This is a genomic window from uncultured Flavobacterium sp. (assembly GCF_963974175.1).
Lineage (GTDB): Bacteria > Bacteroidota > Bacteroidia > Flavobacteriales > Flavobacteriaceae > Flavobacterium.
On record NZ_CAXBBR010000001.1, the window covers coordinates 595,369 to 613,092 of the forward strand.

Below are 17,724 nucleotides of genomic sequence, written 5' to 3' on the forward strand. Positions count from 1 at the left end.
TCCATCATTATTACGGTAAAAATTAATACCTTGCTACTTATTATTTAAAGGTATAAGCTACATTTCACACTTATTAAGAACAATAAATTGCTCTTGAAAAATTGTAACGAAACGTATTTCAAACCAAAAAACTCAATAATCATAGTGCATGAAAGACATTACACTTAAAGAAATTGCTCTCAAATTAGGTATTTCGATAACTACGGTATCTAAAGCACTAAAGAACTATCCTGATGTTAGCCAGAAAACAAAAAATGCGGTAATTGAACTTGCCCAATCATTACACTATACTCCAAATAGTTTTGCAGTAAATCTAAGAACTAAAGAATCAAAAACAATTGGTCTAATAATTCCAGAAGTGATGCATCATTTTTTTTCTAATGTCATTAACGCAATCATTGACGAAGCAGAGAAAAACGGTTATCTAGTAATCATCTTACAGTCAAATGAATCATTAGATTTAGAAAAAAAACAAGTTGAGTTACTAATCAATAAAAGAGTAGATGGAATTTTAATGTCTCTTTCTAATGAGTCCAACAACGATGATCACATACAACAAATTGTAGATAGAAACATACCCTTTGTTATGTTTGACAAAATTTCCAAACTTTGCAAATGTTCGAAAGTTATTATTGATGATCAAAAAGCAGCGTTTAATGCAGTACAGCATCTGATAGATAATGGATGCAAAAAAATTGCTCATATACGAGGCCCTTTAAACCCCCAAAATGCTATTGACCGTTACATTGGTTACAAAAAAGCACTAGAAAAAAACAATATACCATTTGACTCAAAACTAGTTTACACTTGTGAAAATGTCACTTTTCAAGAAGGAATTGATTTTGCAAAGCAAATAATTGAAGAACATCCTGATGTAGATGGAATATTTGCAATTACAGATCTTGTTGCTGTAGGAGTACTTTCCTATTTTAACGATATCGGAATTAAAATCCCAGAGCAAGTAGCAGTAATTGGTTTCAGCAATTGGTTTATGTCTCAGGTACTCACGCCAAAATTGAGCACTGTAGATCAGCCTAGTCATCAAATGGGCGTAGAATCATTTAATCTGCTGTTAGAAGAAATGAATTGTCATAAACTAGACACACCCTTTGTACCGAGAACAATTTTACTAGAAACAACTGTTATTGCGAGAGAGTCTTCTCTAAAATAATGCAACAACGCTTTACTTTAGAAACTCTATATTTCGATTCAACCCAGAAAATTTGGTCCTTTTTAAAGACGAATCTTTGAATACAGCCCTAAAAGTATCTTCGGTGATTTCTTCCCAATCTTTCTTAGACATAGATAGCAATTCTGGATTAGGATTAAATAAAGGCTCATTGTGTGGTTTAGAGAATTTGTTCCAGGGGCAAACATCTTGACATATATCACAACCAAAAGCCCAATCATCAAACTTCCCCTTCATCTCCTGCGGGATATTCTCTTTAAGTTCTATTGTAAAGTACGATATGCATTTACTACCGTCCACTATATAAGGCGCAACTATAGCTTGTGTAGGGCAGGAATCAATACATGCAGTACAAGTTCCACAATGATCAGTTGTTGCATTATCATAGTCCAAATCTAAATCGATAATCAATTCGGCTATAAAATAGAATGAACCTACTTTTTGAGTTAATAGGTTACTATTTTTTCCTATCCAACCCAAACCACTTTTAGCGGCCCACGCTTTATCTAAAACTGGAGCAGAATCTACAAAAGCACGACCTGAAACCTCTCCAATCTTATCTTGAATAGAAAACAACAGCTCTTGAAGTTTATCCTTAATTACAAAATGGTAATCAGTACCATAAGCATATTTCGAAATCTTATACGAATCTACAACTTGTGTATTTTCAGGATAATAATTCAACAACAAAGAAATGACACTTTTAGCGCCATCAACCAATAGAGTTGGATTTAAACGCTTATCAAAATTATTTTCCATGTAGGACATCTGTCCATTCTGATTATTATTCAACCAGTTTTCAAGCCTTGGTGCCTCTTGCTCAAGAAACCCAGCTTGTGATATACCACAAGACAAAAATCCGAGGCGTTTCGCTTCGGATTTAATAAATTGTGTGTATTTTGATTTCGAATTAATAGTACTTTATTTAAAAAAGAGAATGTCTTTTAATGCTAAAATAATCCTCCTTGAATATTAGTATTAAGTTTCCCTAAATGCTTGTACGCTTTATCAGTTACTTCCCTACCTCTAGGTGTTCTCATAATAAAGCCTTCCTGAATCAGGAATGGCTCATATACCTCTTCAATAGTTTCACTACTTTCTGATACGGCTGTAGCCAAAGTAGACAAACCAACAGGCCCACCTTTGAATTTATCAATAATGGTAGTCAATATTTTATTATCCATTTCATCAAGACCATGAGCATCTACATTCAATGCCTTTAAAGCATATCTTGAAATCTCAATATCAATTGTACCATTACCTTTTATTTGGGCAAAATCTCGCACGCGGCGCAGTAAAGCATTCGCTATACGAGGCGTTCCCCTGCTTCTTCCAGCGATTTCAATTGCTGCCTCTAGCGAAATTGGCATTTTAAGTATGGAAGCACTTCTTTCAACAATAGTAGTCAACAATTCTGTAGTATAGTACTGCAGTCTCGATGCAATCCCAAAACGAGCACGCATCGGTGCTGTAAGAAGCCCCGAACGTGTCGTTGCTCCAATTAAGGTGAATGGATTAAGATTGATTTGCACCGTCCTTGCATTTGGCCCTGATTCAATCATGATATCAATCTTGAAGTCTTCCATTGCAGAATACAAGTACTCTTCAACAATAGGGCTTAAACGATGAATTTCGTCTATAAATAAAACATCTCTTTCTTCTAAATTTGTTAATAGACCTGCTAAATCACCAGGTTTATCTAAAACAGGACCCGAAGTAATTTTAATCCCTACTTGCAGCTCATTAGCCAAAATATTTGCCAAAGTAGTTTTACCTAATCCTGGAGGACCATGAAACAAAGTATGATCTAAAGCTTCATTTCTCTGATTTGCTGCTTCAACAAAAACTTTAAGGTTTTCCAATATTTGATCTTGACCCGCAAAATCATCAAAAGATAATGGTCTAAGTTTTTTTTCGAGATCAAATTCTTCTGAATTATACCCGTTAGTTGTTGGATCTAAATTTTCATTCATGTAACAAAGATAAAATAAACTATCAGTAAAATACAGCACTGATAAAAGAGTTTAGAAAAATAGATTACAAATCACTATGCGAGTAAATTCACATAAGATCCGTTATCCAAAATACATAAAAAAAGCCCTTACTTTCGTAAAGGCTTCTTAATTTTTTAATGATGTAAAACTTCTTCTCCTGGTTTCATTGGAACATTTTGAGGAACAAAATCTTCGTCGTGATTAGGGTTACTATAGTCATACGGCCAACGGTGAACTTCTGGGATTTCTCCAGGCCAGTTACCATGAATATGCTCCATAGGCGCTGTCCATTCAAGAGTATTTGATTTCCAAGGATTCATAACAGATTTCTTTCCGTAAAAAATACTACTAAAGAAATTATATAAAAATACCAATTGAAAAGCTCCACCAACTAAAGCGAAAGTTGTTATAAGAACATTTACGTTTTGTAAATCATCAAATAATGGAAAGTTTGTGTTTGTGTAATAACGTCTAGGCAATCCTGCTAATCCGATAAAGTGCATTGGAAAAAACACACCATAAGCACATATTGCAGTTACCCAGAAGTGAACATAACCTAAATTTTTATTAAGCATTCTTCCAAACATTCTAGGGAACCAGTGATAAATACCAGCAAACATTCCGTAAAGTGCAGATATACCCATCACCAAGTGAAAGTGAGCAACTACAAAATAAGTATCGTGAACGTTAATATCAAGTGTACTATCTCCAAGAATAATTCCTGTTAAACCTCCTGTTATGAAAGTAGAAACTAATCCAATAGAAAACAACATTGCTGGATTTAACTGTAAGTTACCTTTCCAAAGTGTCGTTATGTAATTAAATGCTTTTACCGCTGAAGGTATCGCAATTAATAATGTTGTAAAAGTAAATACCGAACCTAGAAATGGATTCATTCCTGAGATAAACATATGGTGTCCCCAAACAATTGTAGATAAAAATGCAATCGCTATAATTGACATAATCATCGCTCTGTAACCAAAAATTGGTTTACGAGAATTCGTTGCAATTATTTCTGAAGTTATCCCTAAAGCAGGTAATATAACAATATAAACTTCTGGATGGCCTAAGAACCAAAACAAGTGCTCAAAAAGAACTGGAGAACCACCTTGATAATGTAAAACCTCACCAGCGATATAGATATCAGAAAGGAAGAACGATGTTCCAAAACTTCTGTCAAAAATCAATAATAAAGCAGCAGACAATAAAACTGGAAATGAAACAACTCCAATAATTGCTGTAACAAAGAAAGCCCATATTGTAAGAGGCAATCTAGTCATTGACATTCCTTTAGTTCTTAAATTAATTACAGTAACTATATAATTTAAAGACCCCATTAATGAAGAAGCAATAAATATAGCCATGGAAACCAACCAAAGTGTCATACCCATTCCTGATCCACCTATAGCTTGCGGTAATGCGCTTAAAGGAGGATATATAGTCCAACCGGCATTCGCAGGTCCTGATTCAACAAATAAAGATGAAATCATGATTATACTTGATAAAAAGAATAACCAATAAGAAACCATATTCATAAATCCGGAAGCCATGTCTCGTGCTCCAATTTGAAGTGGTATCAATAAATTACTAAACGTACCGGATAAAGCTGCTGTTAAAACAAAGAAAACCATTATGGTACCGTGTATCGTGACAAGAGACAAATAAATATCATTCGTCATAATTCCATTTGGAGCCCATTTATCACCAAGTAGAACGTTAAAAATCTTAAATGACTCCTCTGGCCATGCCAATTGCATTCTAAAAAGCAAAGACATCGTCACTCCTATGATACCCATCACAATACCTGAGATTAGGTATTGCTTAGCAATCATTTTGTGATCAATACTAAAGATATATTTAGTAATGAAAGTATCTTTATGATGATGTTCGTGTTCGTGATCGTGTCCGTGATCGTGACCTTCTGCTGACATATATGTGTACTTTAAATATTCTTAATAATTATTTCATAGCTATTTTAGAAACAGCTGCCGTATCTTTTGCTTTCAAACTATCATTACCCATAACACCTTCAACTGGAGCAGGAGCAATAGAAGCTTTAACTTGCGTAACTAAATTAGTTTGTTCTTTCAACCAAGCTTTATAATCTTCTGGTGTATCTACGATAATTTTCATTTGCATATTATAATGAGAAGCCCCACATATCTTATTACAAAGAAGTAAATAATCAAAAGTATAAGGATCTAAAACAGTACCGCCTTTAGCCACTAAATCAATAGATTTCTTAGCTCGAATAGCATTAATATTCGCTACTTTTTCAATCATATAAGGCAACTCTCTATATTCCGAAGTGGTATAAATTGGCTCAAAAGCAAATTCAGTAACCATTCCAGGTACACAGTTCATTTGTGCTCTAAAATATGGCATGTAAGCTGAGTGCAATACATCCTGAGATCTCATCTTAAAATGAATTTTCTTTCCCTTTGGAATATGCAATTCTGAAACAACAATATCATCTTGTGCATAAGGATCAGACATATCTACACCTAAAGTATTAACTCCTTCGATATACCTAACATTTGCTTTACCTAAAACATTGTCATCTCCTGCTACTCTTGCAGTCCATTTAAACTGTTGAGCATATAATTCCACTACAATAGTATCCTCATCCTCATCAATAAACATAATGTTTGTCCAAGCGTACAAACCGTAAAGAATCAAACCTGCCAAAACAACCGCAGGAATTACACTCCATATTGCTTCTAACTTATTGTTATCAGCAAAATATAAAGCCTTTTGATCTTTTTTACCTCTATATTTAAAAGCAAAATAATGTAATAATACTTGTGTTATTGCTTGAACAATAAAAATTAAGACCCATGTAATATTCATTAAGTTATCGACTTGACCTCCGTGCGCAGACGCAGGGGTATGAAGAACAAGAGGTCCCCAAGTAAACAAACCATATATTGAAAATATATATATGAAAGCTAAAAATCCAAACATTAAATAACCTTGTACATTGTTATCATCATCAGAAGCTACTTGAGAGCTATCTGAATCAGAACCTACTTGAGTAAGGTCAAATATTTTAGTCAATTGCCATAAAGCAACAGCTAATAAAACTAAAACTATAATTACCAACAAACTTGTCATCTGTTTCTTTCTTTAAATATTAATAATGAAAATGTTTACTCTCTTCGATGTAAGGATTTCTTTTTGGTAACAAAGGTGATTTAGCCAATGCTGTAAAAACAACAAATATAAACAACCCAAGGAAGAAAAGCACAGAAGCAATTTCCGATATCCCAATAAACCATCTGTCTCCAACTGTACCAGGCATAATCATATTAAAGAAATCAATATAATGACCAGCTAATATTACAACACCTGCCATAACCAGTATCCAAGTGATTCTTTTGAAATCAGTATTTACTAGAATCAATATAGGGAATAAAAAGTTCATAACTATTGCACCAAAAAACGGCAAATTATACAACTCTATTCTTGTAATGAAATAAGTAATCTCTTCAGGTATATTTGCATACCATATCAACATGAATTGCGAAAACCAAAGATAGGTCCAGAAAACACTAAAACCAAACATAAATTTTGCTAAATCATGAATATGACTTGTATTAACATGTTCTAAATACCCTCTTGATTTCAAGTATAAAGTAACCATTGCAATCATAGTAATTCCACTTACAAAGAAACTTGCAAATACATACCACCCAAATAATGTACTGAACCAGTGAGGATCTATAGACATAATCCAGTCCCAAGACATAATTGATTCTGTAACAATAAAGAAAACTAAGAATCCAGCAGAAATATTAAAGTTCTTCTTGTAGAAACTATCATCCTTAGATTCATCTTGTGCCAAACAGTTTTTAGCAGAGTAATATCTATATAAATTCCATCCAATTAAGAATATCGCGGCTCTTGCAATCCAAAAAGGAAAGTTCAAGTACCCTGATTTAGTAGCTATAAGTTTATCATGAGCAACTACTTCAGGATCTAACCAAATAAACAAATGATTAAAATGAAGACCACAAAGCACTAAAAATATAAAGAATAGTACCGAACCAACTGGAAGGTAAGCCGTAATTCCTTGCATAACGCGGAACAATACTGGTGACCAACCTGCTTGTGCAACTTGTTGGATAGCATAAAACGCTAAAACCCCCATTGAAATAAGCATAAAGAAAATACACGCTACATATAATGCCGCCCATGGTTTATTTTGCAATTGATGCAAAACATGAGTTAAATGCTCTTCATGTTCAGCAGCTTCGCTAACTTCACTGTGATTCTCTACTGCAGCATGTGCTTCAGTAGGCTCAACAGCCGCAGCAACTTCATTATGACCTTCTACTACTGCATGAACTTCAGTAGCCTCAACTACTTTATGATCCGCCACTACTGCATGAGCTTCTTCAGACTCAGTAGCAACTTCATGCTTAACTTCCCCATGTCCTCCATGGCTTTCAGAAGCAAGAATTTTTTCAACTTCTTGAATATCTTTTGGTGCAGTTAAAAAACCGTATCCAATTCCTAAAAGACCCACGGCCATTAAGATGATAGAAAAAGTTTTTAATTTACTTGAAAATGTATACATATCTATTACGATCAGTTTGTTCAACAATTATAATTGGCTTTTCAGTTTTAGAACATAGTCAGCAACTAACCAACGTTCATGGGCACTTAATTGATTAGCATGAGATCCCATTGCATTTAAACCATAAGTCACAACGTGAAAAACACTTCCTTCAGTGATAACTCTGTCTTTATAGCTAGGAACTCCAAGAAATTTCTCTCTTTCTACTAATCTTCCTTTTCCATTACCAGTACCTCCGTGACAACTAATACAATAAATCTCATATAGTGCTTGTCCTTTATCAGAACTTCTATCCAACGAATCGATAGGAGATTTAAGATTAGCTTTTGCTAGTTCGTATCCTTCCGGAGTGTTCTCATATTCATAAGGCACAAAACCTCTGTTTATGGTTCCATCGACTGGAAGTTGACCTTCTTTACCATTTTTGAATGCATTAGACTCTGAATAGGTTTCATAGCCAATTGATTCATACATATTAGGAAAGTACTGATAATTCGGTGCTGAATTATTATGGCAAGATGCTACTAAAATAGTAATGCCAAATAATAGTGTTATTTTGTATACCCTTTTCATATCTAAATTAATGCTTTTCTATTACTTTAACTTCTACGGCTCCCGTATTCTTGAAAAAAGAAACTAATTCTTCTTCGTTATTATTTACGGCTACTTCCATTAAGAAGTGATCATCTGTTGTTCTTACATCAGGATTTTCAGCTTGTTTAAAAGGCCATAATTTACTTCTCATATAAAAAGTAATTACCATTAAATGCGCTGCAAAAAATACAGTCATCTCAAACATAATAGGCACAAATGCCGGCATGTTTTCAATGTAACTGAAACTTGGTTTTCCACCAATATCTTGTGGCCAATCCTGAATCATTACAAAGTTCATCATCCATGTGGCAAACGAAATACCTATACAACCGTATATGAATGCACAAATAGCTAATCTCGTAGGCGCAAGTCCCATTGCTTTATCCAAACCGTGAACCGGAAATGGAGTAAAAACTTCTTCAATATGATGATGAGCTGCTCTGGTTTGTTTAACCGCATCCATCAATATATCATCGTCATTATAAATGGCGTATATTACTTTATTACTCATGATGTGAATCTTTATTTGCTGCTCTTTCTCTTATGTAATTATCTCCTGTTCCTTTCAATATCGTTTTAACCTCTGCTTGTGCAATTACAGGAAAAGTTCTAGAGTATAATAAAAACAATACAAAGAAGAAACCAATTGTTCCTATAAAAATTCCTATGTCGACAAACGTTGGTGAAAACATTGTCCATGATGAAGGTAAATAATCTCTATGTAAAGAAGTAACGATAATTACAAATCTTTCAAACCACATTCCAATATTTACTACAATCGATATAATAAATGAGAACATAATACTAGTTCTTAATTTTTTAAACCACATGAACTGAGGAGAAAATACATTACAAGTCATCATTGACCAGTAAGCCCACCAGTAAGGTCCAGTTGCTCTATTCAAGAAAGCATATTGCTCATACTCTACTCCTGAATACCAAGCGATAAATAACTCAGTAATATAAGCAACACCTACAATAGAACCAGTAATCATGATTACTATATTCATCAATTCGATGTGCTGAAGCGTAATGTAAGCCTCAAGATTAGATACTTTTCTCATAATGATAAGCAACGTATTTACCATCGCAAATCCAGAGAATACAGCACCCGCCACAAAATACGGAGGAAAAATCGTAGTATGCCATCCTGGTATTACGGAGGTAGCAAAATCCATCGATACAATAGTATGCACAGAAAGTACAAGAGGAGTTGCTAATCCAGCAAGAACTAAAGATACTTCTTCAAAACGTTGCCAGTCTTTTGCTCTACCACTCCATCCAAAACTTAGAATAGAATAAACTCTTTTATTAAAAGGAGTTATTGCTCTATCTCTTAGCATAGCAAAATCAGGTAGTAATCCAGTCCACCAGAAAACTAATGATACTGATAAGTAAGTAGAAATTGCAAATACATCCCAAAGTAAAGGTGAATTGAAATTTACCCATAAAGATCCAAATTGATTCGGTATTGGTAAAACCCAAAACGCTAACCATGGACGACCCATATGTATAATTGGAAATAAACCCGCTTGGATAACGGAGAAAATTGTCATTGCTTCTGCAGAACGGTTAATAGCCATCCTCCATCGTTGACGGAATAATAATAATACCGCGGAAATTAATGTTCCTGCATGACCAATACCAACCCACCAAACGAAGTTTGTGATATCCCATGCCCAACCAACTGTTTTATTTAATCCCCATGTTCCAATTCCTGTAGATACGGTGTAAATTATACAGCCTATTCCCCAAAGGAAAGCTGTTAATGCGATTGAAAATACAATCCACCAATGTTTGTTTGCTTTACCTTCAACAGGTGCAGCTACATCAACTGTTACGTCGTGATAAGATTTATCACCTATAACTAAAGGTTTTCTAATGGTTGCTTCGTAGTGAGACGACATAATCCTTTATCTTGTTTCTTAATTAATAATTTTTTGTACTAAGTATTTCTAACTTTAACGTGATAAATCACATTAGGCTTTGTTCCAACATGCTCTAGCAAATGATACATTCTTTCATCTTCTGCTAATTTAGTAATTTGACTTTCTTTATCATTAACATCTCCAAAAGCCATTGCCCCGTTAGAACAAGCATTTGAACATGCAGTTTGAAATTCTCCATCAACTACTTCTCTTCCTTCTCTTTTCGCATTTAAAATAGTCGCTTGTGTCATTTGAATACACATTGAACATTTTTCCATAACTCCACGAGAACGAACATTCACGTCAGGATTTAAAACCATACGTCCTAAATCATCATTCATATGATAATCAAATTCACTGTTTTTGTTATACAAGAACCAGTTAAAACGACGTACTTTATAAGGACAGTTGTTAGCACAGTAACGAGTACCAACACATCTGTTATAAGCCATATGATTTTGACCTTGACGACTATGTGATGTTGCCGCTACCGGACAAACTGTTTCACAAGGCGCATGATTACAATGCTGACACATTACAGGTTGGAATGAAACTTGAGGATTATCTCCTGCTTTCTCCATCTCGTTAAATGTAGACAATGAACTTGATAAACCAGAAATACTTTCTTTTCTTTCGTTATCACCTTCAAATGTACTTTCAGAAGAATAATATCTGTCGATACGCAACCAGTGCATATCACGACTTCTTCTAATTTCAGACTTTCCTACTACAGGAACATTGTTTTCTGCATGACAAGCAATTACACAAGCTCCACAACCAGTACAAGCATTTAAGTCAATAGAAAGATTAAAGTGATGCCCAACTGAGCGATCAAATGACGTCCATAAATCAACTGTAGTAGCTTCTACTTCTTCATGGTTCAAAGATACCATTGGAACTTCGTTCCAAACCTTAGCATCCTTAGTATTAAATATCTCCAAAGTAGTTTCTTTGATGATATCCCCTCTACCCATTAATGTTTTTTGACCTTGAACACAAGCAAACTCGTGATCTCCGCCAGCCTTTTCTAATGTTACAGATTGTACATCATTAAAGTCTTTATATATAGAGTAAGCATTTATACCTACTTGCATTTCTTCTTTCAAAGCCGCTTTACGACCATATCCTAAAGCTAATCCAATAGTTCCAACAGCCTGACCTGGTTGAACGATTACTGGAACATTTTCTAATTTCAAACCATCAGCTGTAGTAATCGTAGCATAACTTCCGTTAAGACCACCATTAGCAACAATTTCATTAGACATCGTTAACGCTTTAGCATCTGCATTTGAAACAGTAACATAATTATCCCAAGAAACTCTTGTGATAGGATCTGGAAACTCTTGCAACCAAGGGTTGTTAGCTTGTTGTCCATCACCCATACCAGTCTTAGTATATAAAACTAATTCAAAACCTGCAGCAGCCTTAGATTTCGCTAATGCACTCGCAGCAGCACTAAAATCAGCAGAACCTCCAGATACTGACTGAGCAGCACCAACATAAACACCATCATGTAATATTTTATTCCAAGTAGCACCCGAAACAATTGAAGATGAATTTGCTTTTATATAATCGTAATATGTTCCAGACATTCCATTTAAAGACATTAACACATCTTGAAATTGTTTTGTATCGAACAAAGGACGAATTGTAGGCTGAGTTAAACTATACGTTCCTTTAGTAAGACTTAAATCACCCCAAGCTTCCAAATAATGAGGCACTGGCGCAGCAATCGTACTAAGTAAAGCTGTTTCATCTTCTTTTAAAGTTAAAGAAACAGATGTAGTAACTTTTTTAAGCCCTTCAGCAAAAGAAGCTGAATCCGCTAAAGTATAAACTGGATTAACACCACTCATTACCAAAGTATGAACGCTTCCAGCCTTCATATCCTTCACTAATTGAGCCACTTTTTCGTTTGATGCTTTTCTTATTTGTCTTGTACCAGTAGTACTAAAAGCCTCACTAGCCAAAACTTGGTTAATAGCCAAAACTAATAACTGAGCATTTTTATCCTGAATCCCAGAAACCAATACCCCTTTTGAACCAGCTGATTTTAATTGCTGCGCCGCTTTTGTTACTTCAGATTTAAACTTATCTTCTAAACTAACAGCAACAGCAGAACCAGTTACTATATTATATATATGTACTAAAGCCTGTTTTTGATTTGCAGTAGACATCGGTAAACGTTTATCAGCAGCAGCACCAGACAAAGTCATATTTGCTTCTAATTGAAAGTGACGTGACATTTTTCCATTTTTAGGAACTCTACCTTGAGTATAACCCGAATCATACCCACCACCTTGCCAATCTCCAAGGATATCTGCTCCTACAGAAACTATTAGCGAAGCTTTTGAAAAATCATAATCAACTAAAGCTCTTTCACCATAAACAGTTTCAAAAGCATCTAAAGCTTCAGATGAAGAAACAGCATCATAAACGATATGTTTCGCATTTGGATTTGAAGCAATAAATTGACCGATTAACTTCTCAGTAGACGGACTAGCCAAAGTATTAGTCAACAACACTACTTGTCCTCCTTTAGCTTTAGCATCAACTATACTTGATTTAATTTTTGAATCTACAGCTGACCACGTTGAATCTTTACCACCAATTTTTGGCTCTTTCAAACGCATGTTATCATACAACGACAATATCGACGCATGAATTCTTGCATTAGCAGTAAATTTAGCTCCTGAAATAGTATTGTTGTCTATTTTAATAGGACGCCCTTCACGAGTTTTAACAAGTAGATTTGCAAAATCAAAACCATCAAAAACAGAAGTAGCATAATAATCCGCTACTCCAGGAATGATTTGTTCTGGCTGCAATACATAAGGAATCGACTTGTTAACCGGACCTTCACATGCAGCAAGCGTAGCCGCTGCAGTACTGAATCCAACGTACTTTAAAAAGTCACGACGTGATGTTGAAGAAGACATTGCCTCTTTACTTCCTAAAAATTCATCAGTAGGAATTGCTTCAACAAATTCGTTATTTCTAAGCGCCTCAACAATAGAACCGTTTTCTAGTTCTTCAACACTTTTCCAGTATTTTTTGTTTGATGACATTGTATATAAATATTAAAATCTTAATAATTTGATTAATAGTGACATTTACCACATTCTAACCCACCCATTTGTGCCGCAGTCAATTTGTCAACACCGTATTTTTTAGAAAGTTCTTCATGAATTTTTGTATAATATTCATTCCCTTCCATCTTAACATCGGTTTTTCTATGACAATTAATACACCAGCCCATTGTTAATGGAGCAAATTGCTTTTGAATCTCATATGTTTCAACCGGACCGTGACATGTCTGACATTCAATTCCAGCAACAGTTACGTGCTGAGAGTGATTGAAATAAACAAAATCAGGTAAATTATGAATACGAACCCATTTTACAGGCTGTGATTTTCCAGTATAAGACTGAGTAGATTTATCCCAACCCACTGCTGTATATAATTTTTGGATTTGCTCATCGTAGAATGCCTTGCTGTATTCTGGAGTAGCAGTACTTTCAGCAACTTCAGCAATGTTTTTATGACAGTTCATACAAACATTCAAAGAAGGAATTCCTGCATTTTTACTAACTCTAGCCGCAGAGTGACAATATTTACAATTAATCTCATTATCACCAGCGTGAATTCTATGAGAATAATGGATTGGCTGAATTGGCTCGTAGTTTTGATCAACACCCACTTGCATTAAGAACCCATAAACAAAATAGGCACTAGCCAACAATAAAAATATTGCAGTAACCAACACTAGGAACTGATTTTTAGCAAATGCTTTCCAAATTGGAGTAGTAGCAGCTTTTGGAGCAACCTCTATACCGTTTGCTTTAGCTACTTTTCTTAAAACATTATTCACTAAGAACAACATAACAACTAACATAGCCATAACAAGAGCAAGAGCACCTAAAATGACACTATTAGATATTCCTCCTTGATCAGAAGCACCGGCAACAGGAGCGCCTGGAACAGCAGCCGGAGCGACAGCTTTCTCTTCAGAAGTATAAGCAATGATGTTATCAATATCACCTTCCGATAGCGTAGGAAAGGCAGTCATAGCGACCTTGTTATTCTCTTCATAGACTTTTACAGCTGCTGCATCTCCTGATTTTATCAGTTCAGCACTGTTATGAATCCACTTATAAAGCCATGGCATATCATGCTTACCAGCAATACCTCTAAGCATTGGACCAGTCGATTTAGCATCAAGCTTATGACATGCAGCACAATTTGCATTAAAAAGTTCTTTACCCTTAACCGGGTCACCACCTTGAGTAGCTGCTGGAGCCTCAGTTGCGGCTGCTGGAGTAGCATCTTGCGCAACAGAAGTTAAGGAAACAGCCAGCATTAAAGCTAAGCTTAAAAATAGTTTCCTTGAGTTCGAATTATGGTTACCCACCTTTTTCATAAAATATAATGATTATCTACTAAAAATTGGCACAGTTTTCTCTATAAACACTTATATAAAAACTGTTCCTTTATTATAAACTTCGACAAAAATACGACTTATGAACTATTCTCAAAACCTTAAAATAATCTTAATTTCAATTTATAACTATTCTAAATAATAATTATGCTTTACATTCATTCATTAAATACTATTTTTGCCTAAAAACCACTACGTTATGAAAATATTAACAATAAAAAATATCTTTTATTACTCCCTTATACTGAGTATACTATCCCATAATTTAAAAGCACAAGATCGCAACTTAACTATTACACAAGATCCAAAATTTGAGCAACTTCTAAACGAAAAACGAAAAACAAACGCCTCACTAACTGTAAATGAGCGCTATAAAATTCAACTTTTCAGCGGAGACAGCGAAAAAGCTAAAAAGATACTAAACGATTGCAAACAAGATTTTACAGATCTTGACGGCACTATAGTATTCAACACTCCAAACTATAAAGTCTGGGTTGGTAATTTCAGAACTAAAATCGAAGCGGAACGCAATTTAATAGATATTCGTCGAAAGTACGAAAACGCCTATTTAATAAAGCCACAAAAATAAAAGGATGATAAACCTATCTCCTTAAAAAGGTTTAAGCGATTCTAAAAAACAACAAAACCACTCGATTAGAGTGGTTTTGTTGTTTTAAGTATATCTCCTTTATTTATTGTTACGGGCGAAAAGTCGGGAAAAATTACACAACTCTCATATCAACACTAAACTCCTCGTAACGGACACAGAAGAAAACTACAGATTAAAGCTATATGCGCATATAAGAGCGATTATGACATAAGTTGACGACGAACGCCTGCTTGTAGGCAACGCAATAGTTATTTAAACAATTAGTTCGTCCAGGCCACTATCTTCACTTTGGTTTGTATGTGTTATAATCAATATTTCATAGACTTCCGTATCATCAGTGTTATACCAACTCTATCGTAAATCTTACCGAATAAGACTTTTCAATAGAATCTCTCTCCTACATTTTGTTACTCTTTCTTTAAAAAAGAAAGAGTAACAAAACTAAGACAACAACTAATAAAATTAAAGAAAACAATAATCCATTCTATTGTATTTAATACCATACCATTCTGCTAAAAGACTGTAACGGCTACCCACTTACTTAAAATCCTCTAAAGGCGTTTATATTACAGCTAAACAAACGCCCCGAATAGTCTAGACACTCGAAAAGTTGATATAACCCCCTAGTCATTTTATTATCTTAGTACAAACCCAATTACCAAAATTAATAAAGGCGCAAACAAAGAAGTGAAAAAATAAAGAAAAAAGCAATTTCCTTTTTCACTTTTATATTTTTCAATCAACGATAAATATTTATTATTTTTAAAAATCAGGATGTAATTAATTATTAATAGTGGCAAAAAAAACAATATAAATCCTGCAATCAAATTATTTAAAATTCTACTCGAAAATAAATTAATATCAAGGTCATAAAAAGTGTTGTGCAATATATTCCTTTGAAGGATCGCAAATAAGAACATTAAATTTAATGCCATTGCTATTGCCATATATACTTGAACCAGCCACTTCCAATCTTCCCTTCTTATAGAATTTCTTTTAATTTTGACAATAGCACCTATCCAAATTTTATAGTACAAACTCATACTGTAGATTATTATTTATATCTGAACTAATATCACTCCCAACTTCCTTAACAAAAAGAGAGTACATCACATAATATCCGGTAACAACTTCTATTTAACTTTTACATCAACGACCCATTAAATGCAGCAATCATGTTGCATGGAAATGAACCACCTAACAAAATAAAACATCTCCTAATATTTTATAACAAACCTGCCCTAACCAATTCTCTAAAAACAATCTTAACATTTTTAAATAATATTAAAATACTTTTTATAAAAGCGTTTTTTATCAACTACTGTCCTTTCTGTTTTTCTGTACTCCTTTAGCAATTCTTGATCAGAGGAAAGCATATTAACCATATACTTATTAGTCAAAAAAATTGGAGCACCTGTAACCCTATCAAGAAGTAATGGAACGGATAATTCAGATGCATCAGGAGTTAACAACATCCCTAACAATCCAAAAGAACTTCTTATTGCAGAAAAATCAATTGCATTACAACGAACTTCATTAACAAAATAATAGTCTCCCACTATTTCCGTCCTAAAATAATACCTTACCGTTGAATACCTCGATGAATTTATATAAAAACTAAGTCCGTTGCTGAAACCAAAGAATTTAGTTTCAACCCTTCCGCTATTGTTATTCAAAAGACAATTCCCTTCCTGATATTTAGTTACACTATAATCATTAAAATCTAAAGCCCTCCCATTACTGACGTCCATATAATTTAAATAAACACCTTTTCTAACTATGCCCAAGACTTTAGTCGAATCAAGGACTTCTTTTGAATTGAACTCCATGGCAGTTTTATAACCTACTCCTGATTTTTTATAATCATCAAAACAGTTTTCGATAGCCAAAATTAATCGTTCATCATGTTTTGCAGTAACATCACCACTTACACCTGAAACTACTGAAGTATAAGTTCCAATTATATAATCTTTACCCTTTCTGCTATCAATTATATCCAAAACAACCGTTGCGAACCCAGTCTCTTTATTAGATGTAGTTACCTCAGAAACATAAAGTTCATTTATACGAATAGATATTCCTTTCTTCCCCTCTTTTTTTGGATAAACAACTGCTAAAAAACTTTCAAGCTCATCTACAAAAGCACTCTTAAAACTTACCGGAGTTTTTGAATTTCCAATGGATTTTTGCGCAATACCAATGTCTTCTTTAAATTGTCTGCCATCATAAATTTTATTAATATAGAAATCACTTTCAATTTCTATGTTGCTATCGTTCTCTAGCGAGATTAGATAATGCCTATCATTTTGCGCACTTACTGCTAAACAAAATAAAAGACAAAGAGCCGTCAAAAGTGCTTTCATAAATAAATATTTTAAATCTAAAATACAAA

14 protein-coding genes are annotated in these 17,724 nt (G+C 34.2%); 2 read left to right on the plus strand and 12 right to left on the minus strand.

The window, feature by feature from the left end:
- Positions 1-148 precede the first annotated feature (148 nt).
- Positions 149-1,171, plus strand: coding sequence for a LacI family DNA-binding transcriptional regulator (locus AAC069_RS02600; protein ID WP_339918956.1), 1,023 nt, complete (start codon positions 149-151; stop codon positions 1,169-1,171).
- A 12-nt stretch (positions 1,172-1,183) separates the two neighbouring features.
- Here the strand turns inward: AAC069_RS02600 and queG are convergent, their stop codons facing one another.
- The 10 genes from queG to AAC069_RS02650 all read right to left on the minus strand — a co-directional run bounded on the left by queG (position 1,184) and on the right by AAC069_RS02650 (position 14,704).
- Positions 1,184-2,104: a tRNA epoxyqueuosine(34) reductase QueG gene (gene queG / locus AAC069_RS02605; RefSeq protein WP_339919021.1), complete on the minus strand. Its 921-nt coding sequence runs from the start codon at positions 2,102-2,104 to the stop codon at positions 1,184-1,186.
- Between the two features lie 35 nt (positions 2,105-2,139).
- Complete coding sequence (ruvB, locus tag AAC069_RS02610; RefSeq protein WP_339918957.1) at positions 2,140-3,162, minus strand: Holliday junction branch migration DNA helicase RuvB; 1,023 nt, start codon at positions 3,160-3,162, stop codon at positions 2,140-2,142.
- A 155-nt stretch (positions 3,163-3,317) separates the two neighbouring features.
- Positions 3,318-5,114: a cbb3-type cytochrome c oxidase subunit I gene (locus AAC069_RS02615; protein ID WP_339918958.1), complete on the minus strand. Its 1,797-nt coding sequence runs from the start codon at positions 5,112-5,114 to the stop codon at positions 3,318-3,320.
- A 28-nt stretch (positions 5,115-5,142) separates the two neighbouring features.
- The gene (locus AAC069_RS02620) at positions 5,143-6,297 is read right to left on the minus strand and encodes a cytochrome c oxidase subunit II (RefSeq protein WP_339918959.1); all 1,155 of its coding nucleotides are present in this window, start codon (positions 6,295-6,297) and stop codon (positions 5,143-5,145) included.
- Between the two features lie 19 nt (positions 6,298-6,316).
- Complete coding sequence (locus AAC069_RS02625; RefSeq protein ID WP_339918960.1) at positions 6,317-7,762, minus strand: quinol:cytochrome C oxidoreductase; 1,446 nt, start codon at positions 7,760-7,762, stop codon at positions 6,317-6,319.
- 27 nt (positions 7,763-7,789) lie between these two features.
- Positions 7,790-8,335 carry a cytochrome c gene (locus tag AAC069_RS02630; RefSeq protein ID WP_339918961.1) on the minus strand — a complete coding sequence of 182 codons (546 nt, stop codon included), beginning with the start codon at positions 8,333-8,335 and terminating at the stop codon, positions 7,790-7,792.
- 7 nt (positions 8,336-8,342) lie between these two features.
- Positions 8,343-8,867, minus strand: coding sequence for a DUF3341 domain-containing protein (locus AAC069_RS02635; RefSeq protein ID WP_091083157.1), 525 nt, complete (start codon positions 8,865-8,867; stop codon positions 8,343-8,345).
- On the minus strand, positions 8,860-10,263 hold the full coding sequence (gene nrfD / locus AAC069_RS02640) for an NrfD/PsrC family molybdoenzyme membrane anchor subunit (RefSeq protein ID WP_091083154.1): 1,404 nt from the start codon (positions 10,261-10,263) through the stop codon (positions 8,860-8,862). The genes AAC069_RS02635 and nrfD overlap by 8 nt, the downstream gene beginning before the upstream one ends.
- A 38-nt stretch (positions 10,264-10,301) precedes the next feature.
- Complete coding sequence (locus tag AAC069_RS02645; RefSeq protein ID WP_339918962.1) at positions 10,302-13,352, minus strand: TAT-variant-translocated molybdopterin oxidoreductase; 3,051 nt, start codon at positions 13,350-13,352, stop codon at positions 10,302-10,304.
- Between the two features lie 32 nt (positions 13,353-13,384).
- On the minus strand, positions 13,385-14,704 hold the full coding sequence (locus AAC069_RS02650; protein ID WP_339918963.1) for a cytochrome c3 family protein: 1,320 nt from the start codon (positions 14,702-14,704) through the stop codon (positions 13,385-13,387).
- 217 nt (positions 14,705-14,921) lie between these two features.
- On the opposite strand from AAC069_RS02650, the gene AAC069_RS02655 reads away from it, so the two are divergent.
- Positions 14,922-15,311: an SPOR domain-containing protein gene (locus AAC069_RS02655; protein WP_339918964.1), complete on the plus strand. Its 390-nt coding sequence runs from the start codon at positions 14,922-14,924 to the stop codon at positions 15,309-15,311.
- Positions 15,312-15,967: 656 nt separating this feature from the next.
- On the opposite strand, the gene AAC069_RS02660 is transcribed toward AAC069_RS02655, so the two are convergent.
- Together AAC069_RS02660 and AAC069_RS02665 are read right to left on the minus strand one after the other, a co-directional pair.
- Positions 15,968-16,375, minus strand: coding sequence for a hypothetical protein (locus AAC069_RS02660; protein WP_339918965.1), 408 nt, complete (start codon positions 16,373-16,375; stop codon positions 15,968-15,970).
- Between the two features lie 231 nt (positions 16,376-16,606).
- Positions 16,607-17,695 carry a hypothetical protein gene (locus tag AAC069_RS02665; protein WP_339918966.1) on the minus strand — a complete coding sequence of 363 codons (1,089 nt, stop codon included), beginning with the start codon at positions 17,693-17,695 and terminating at the stop codon, positions 16,607-16,609.
- Positions 17,696-17,724: the final 29 nt, after the last annotated feature.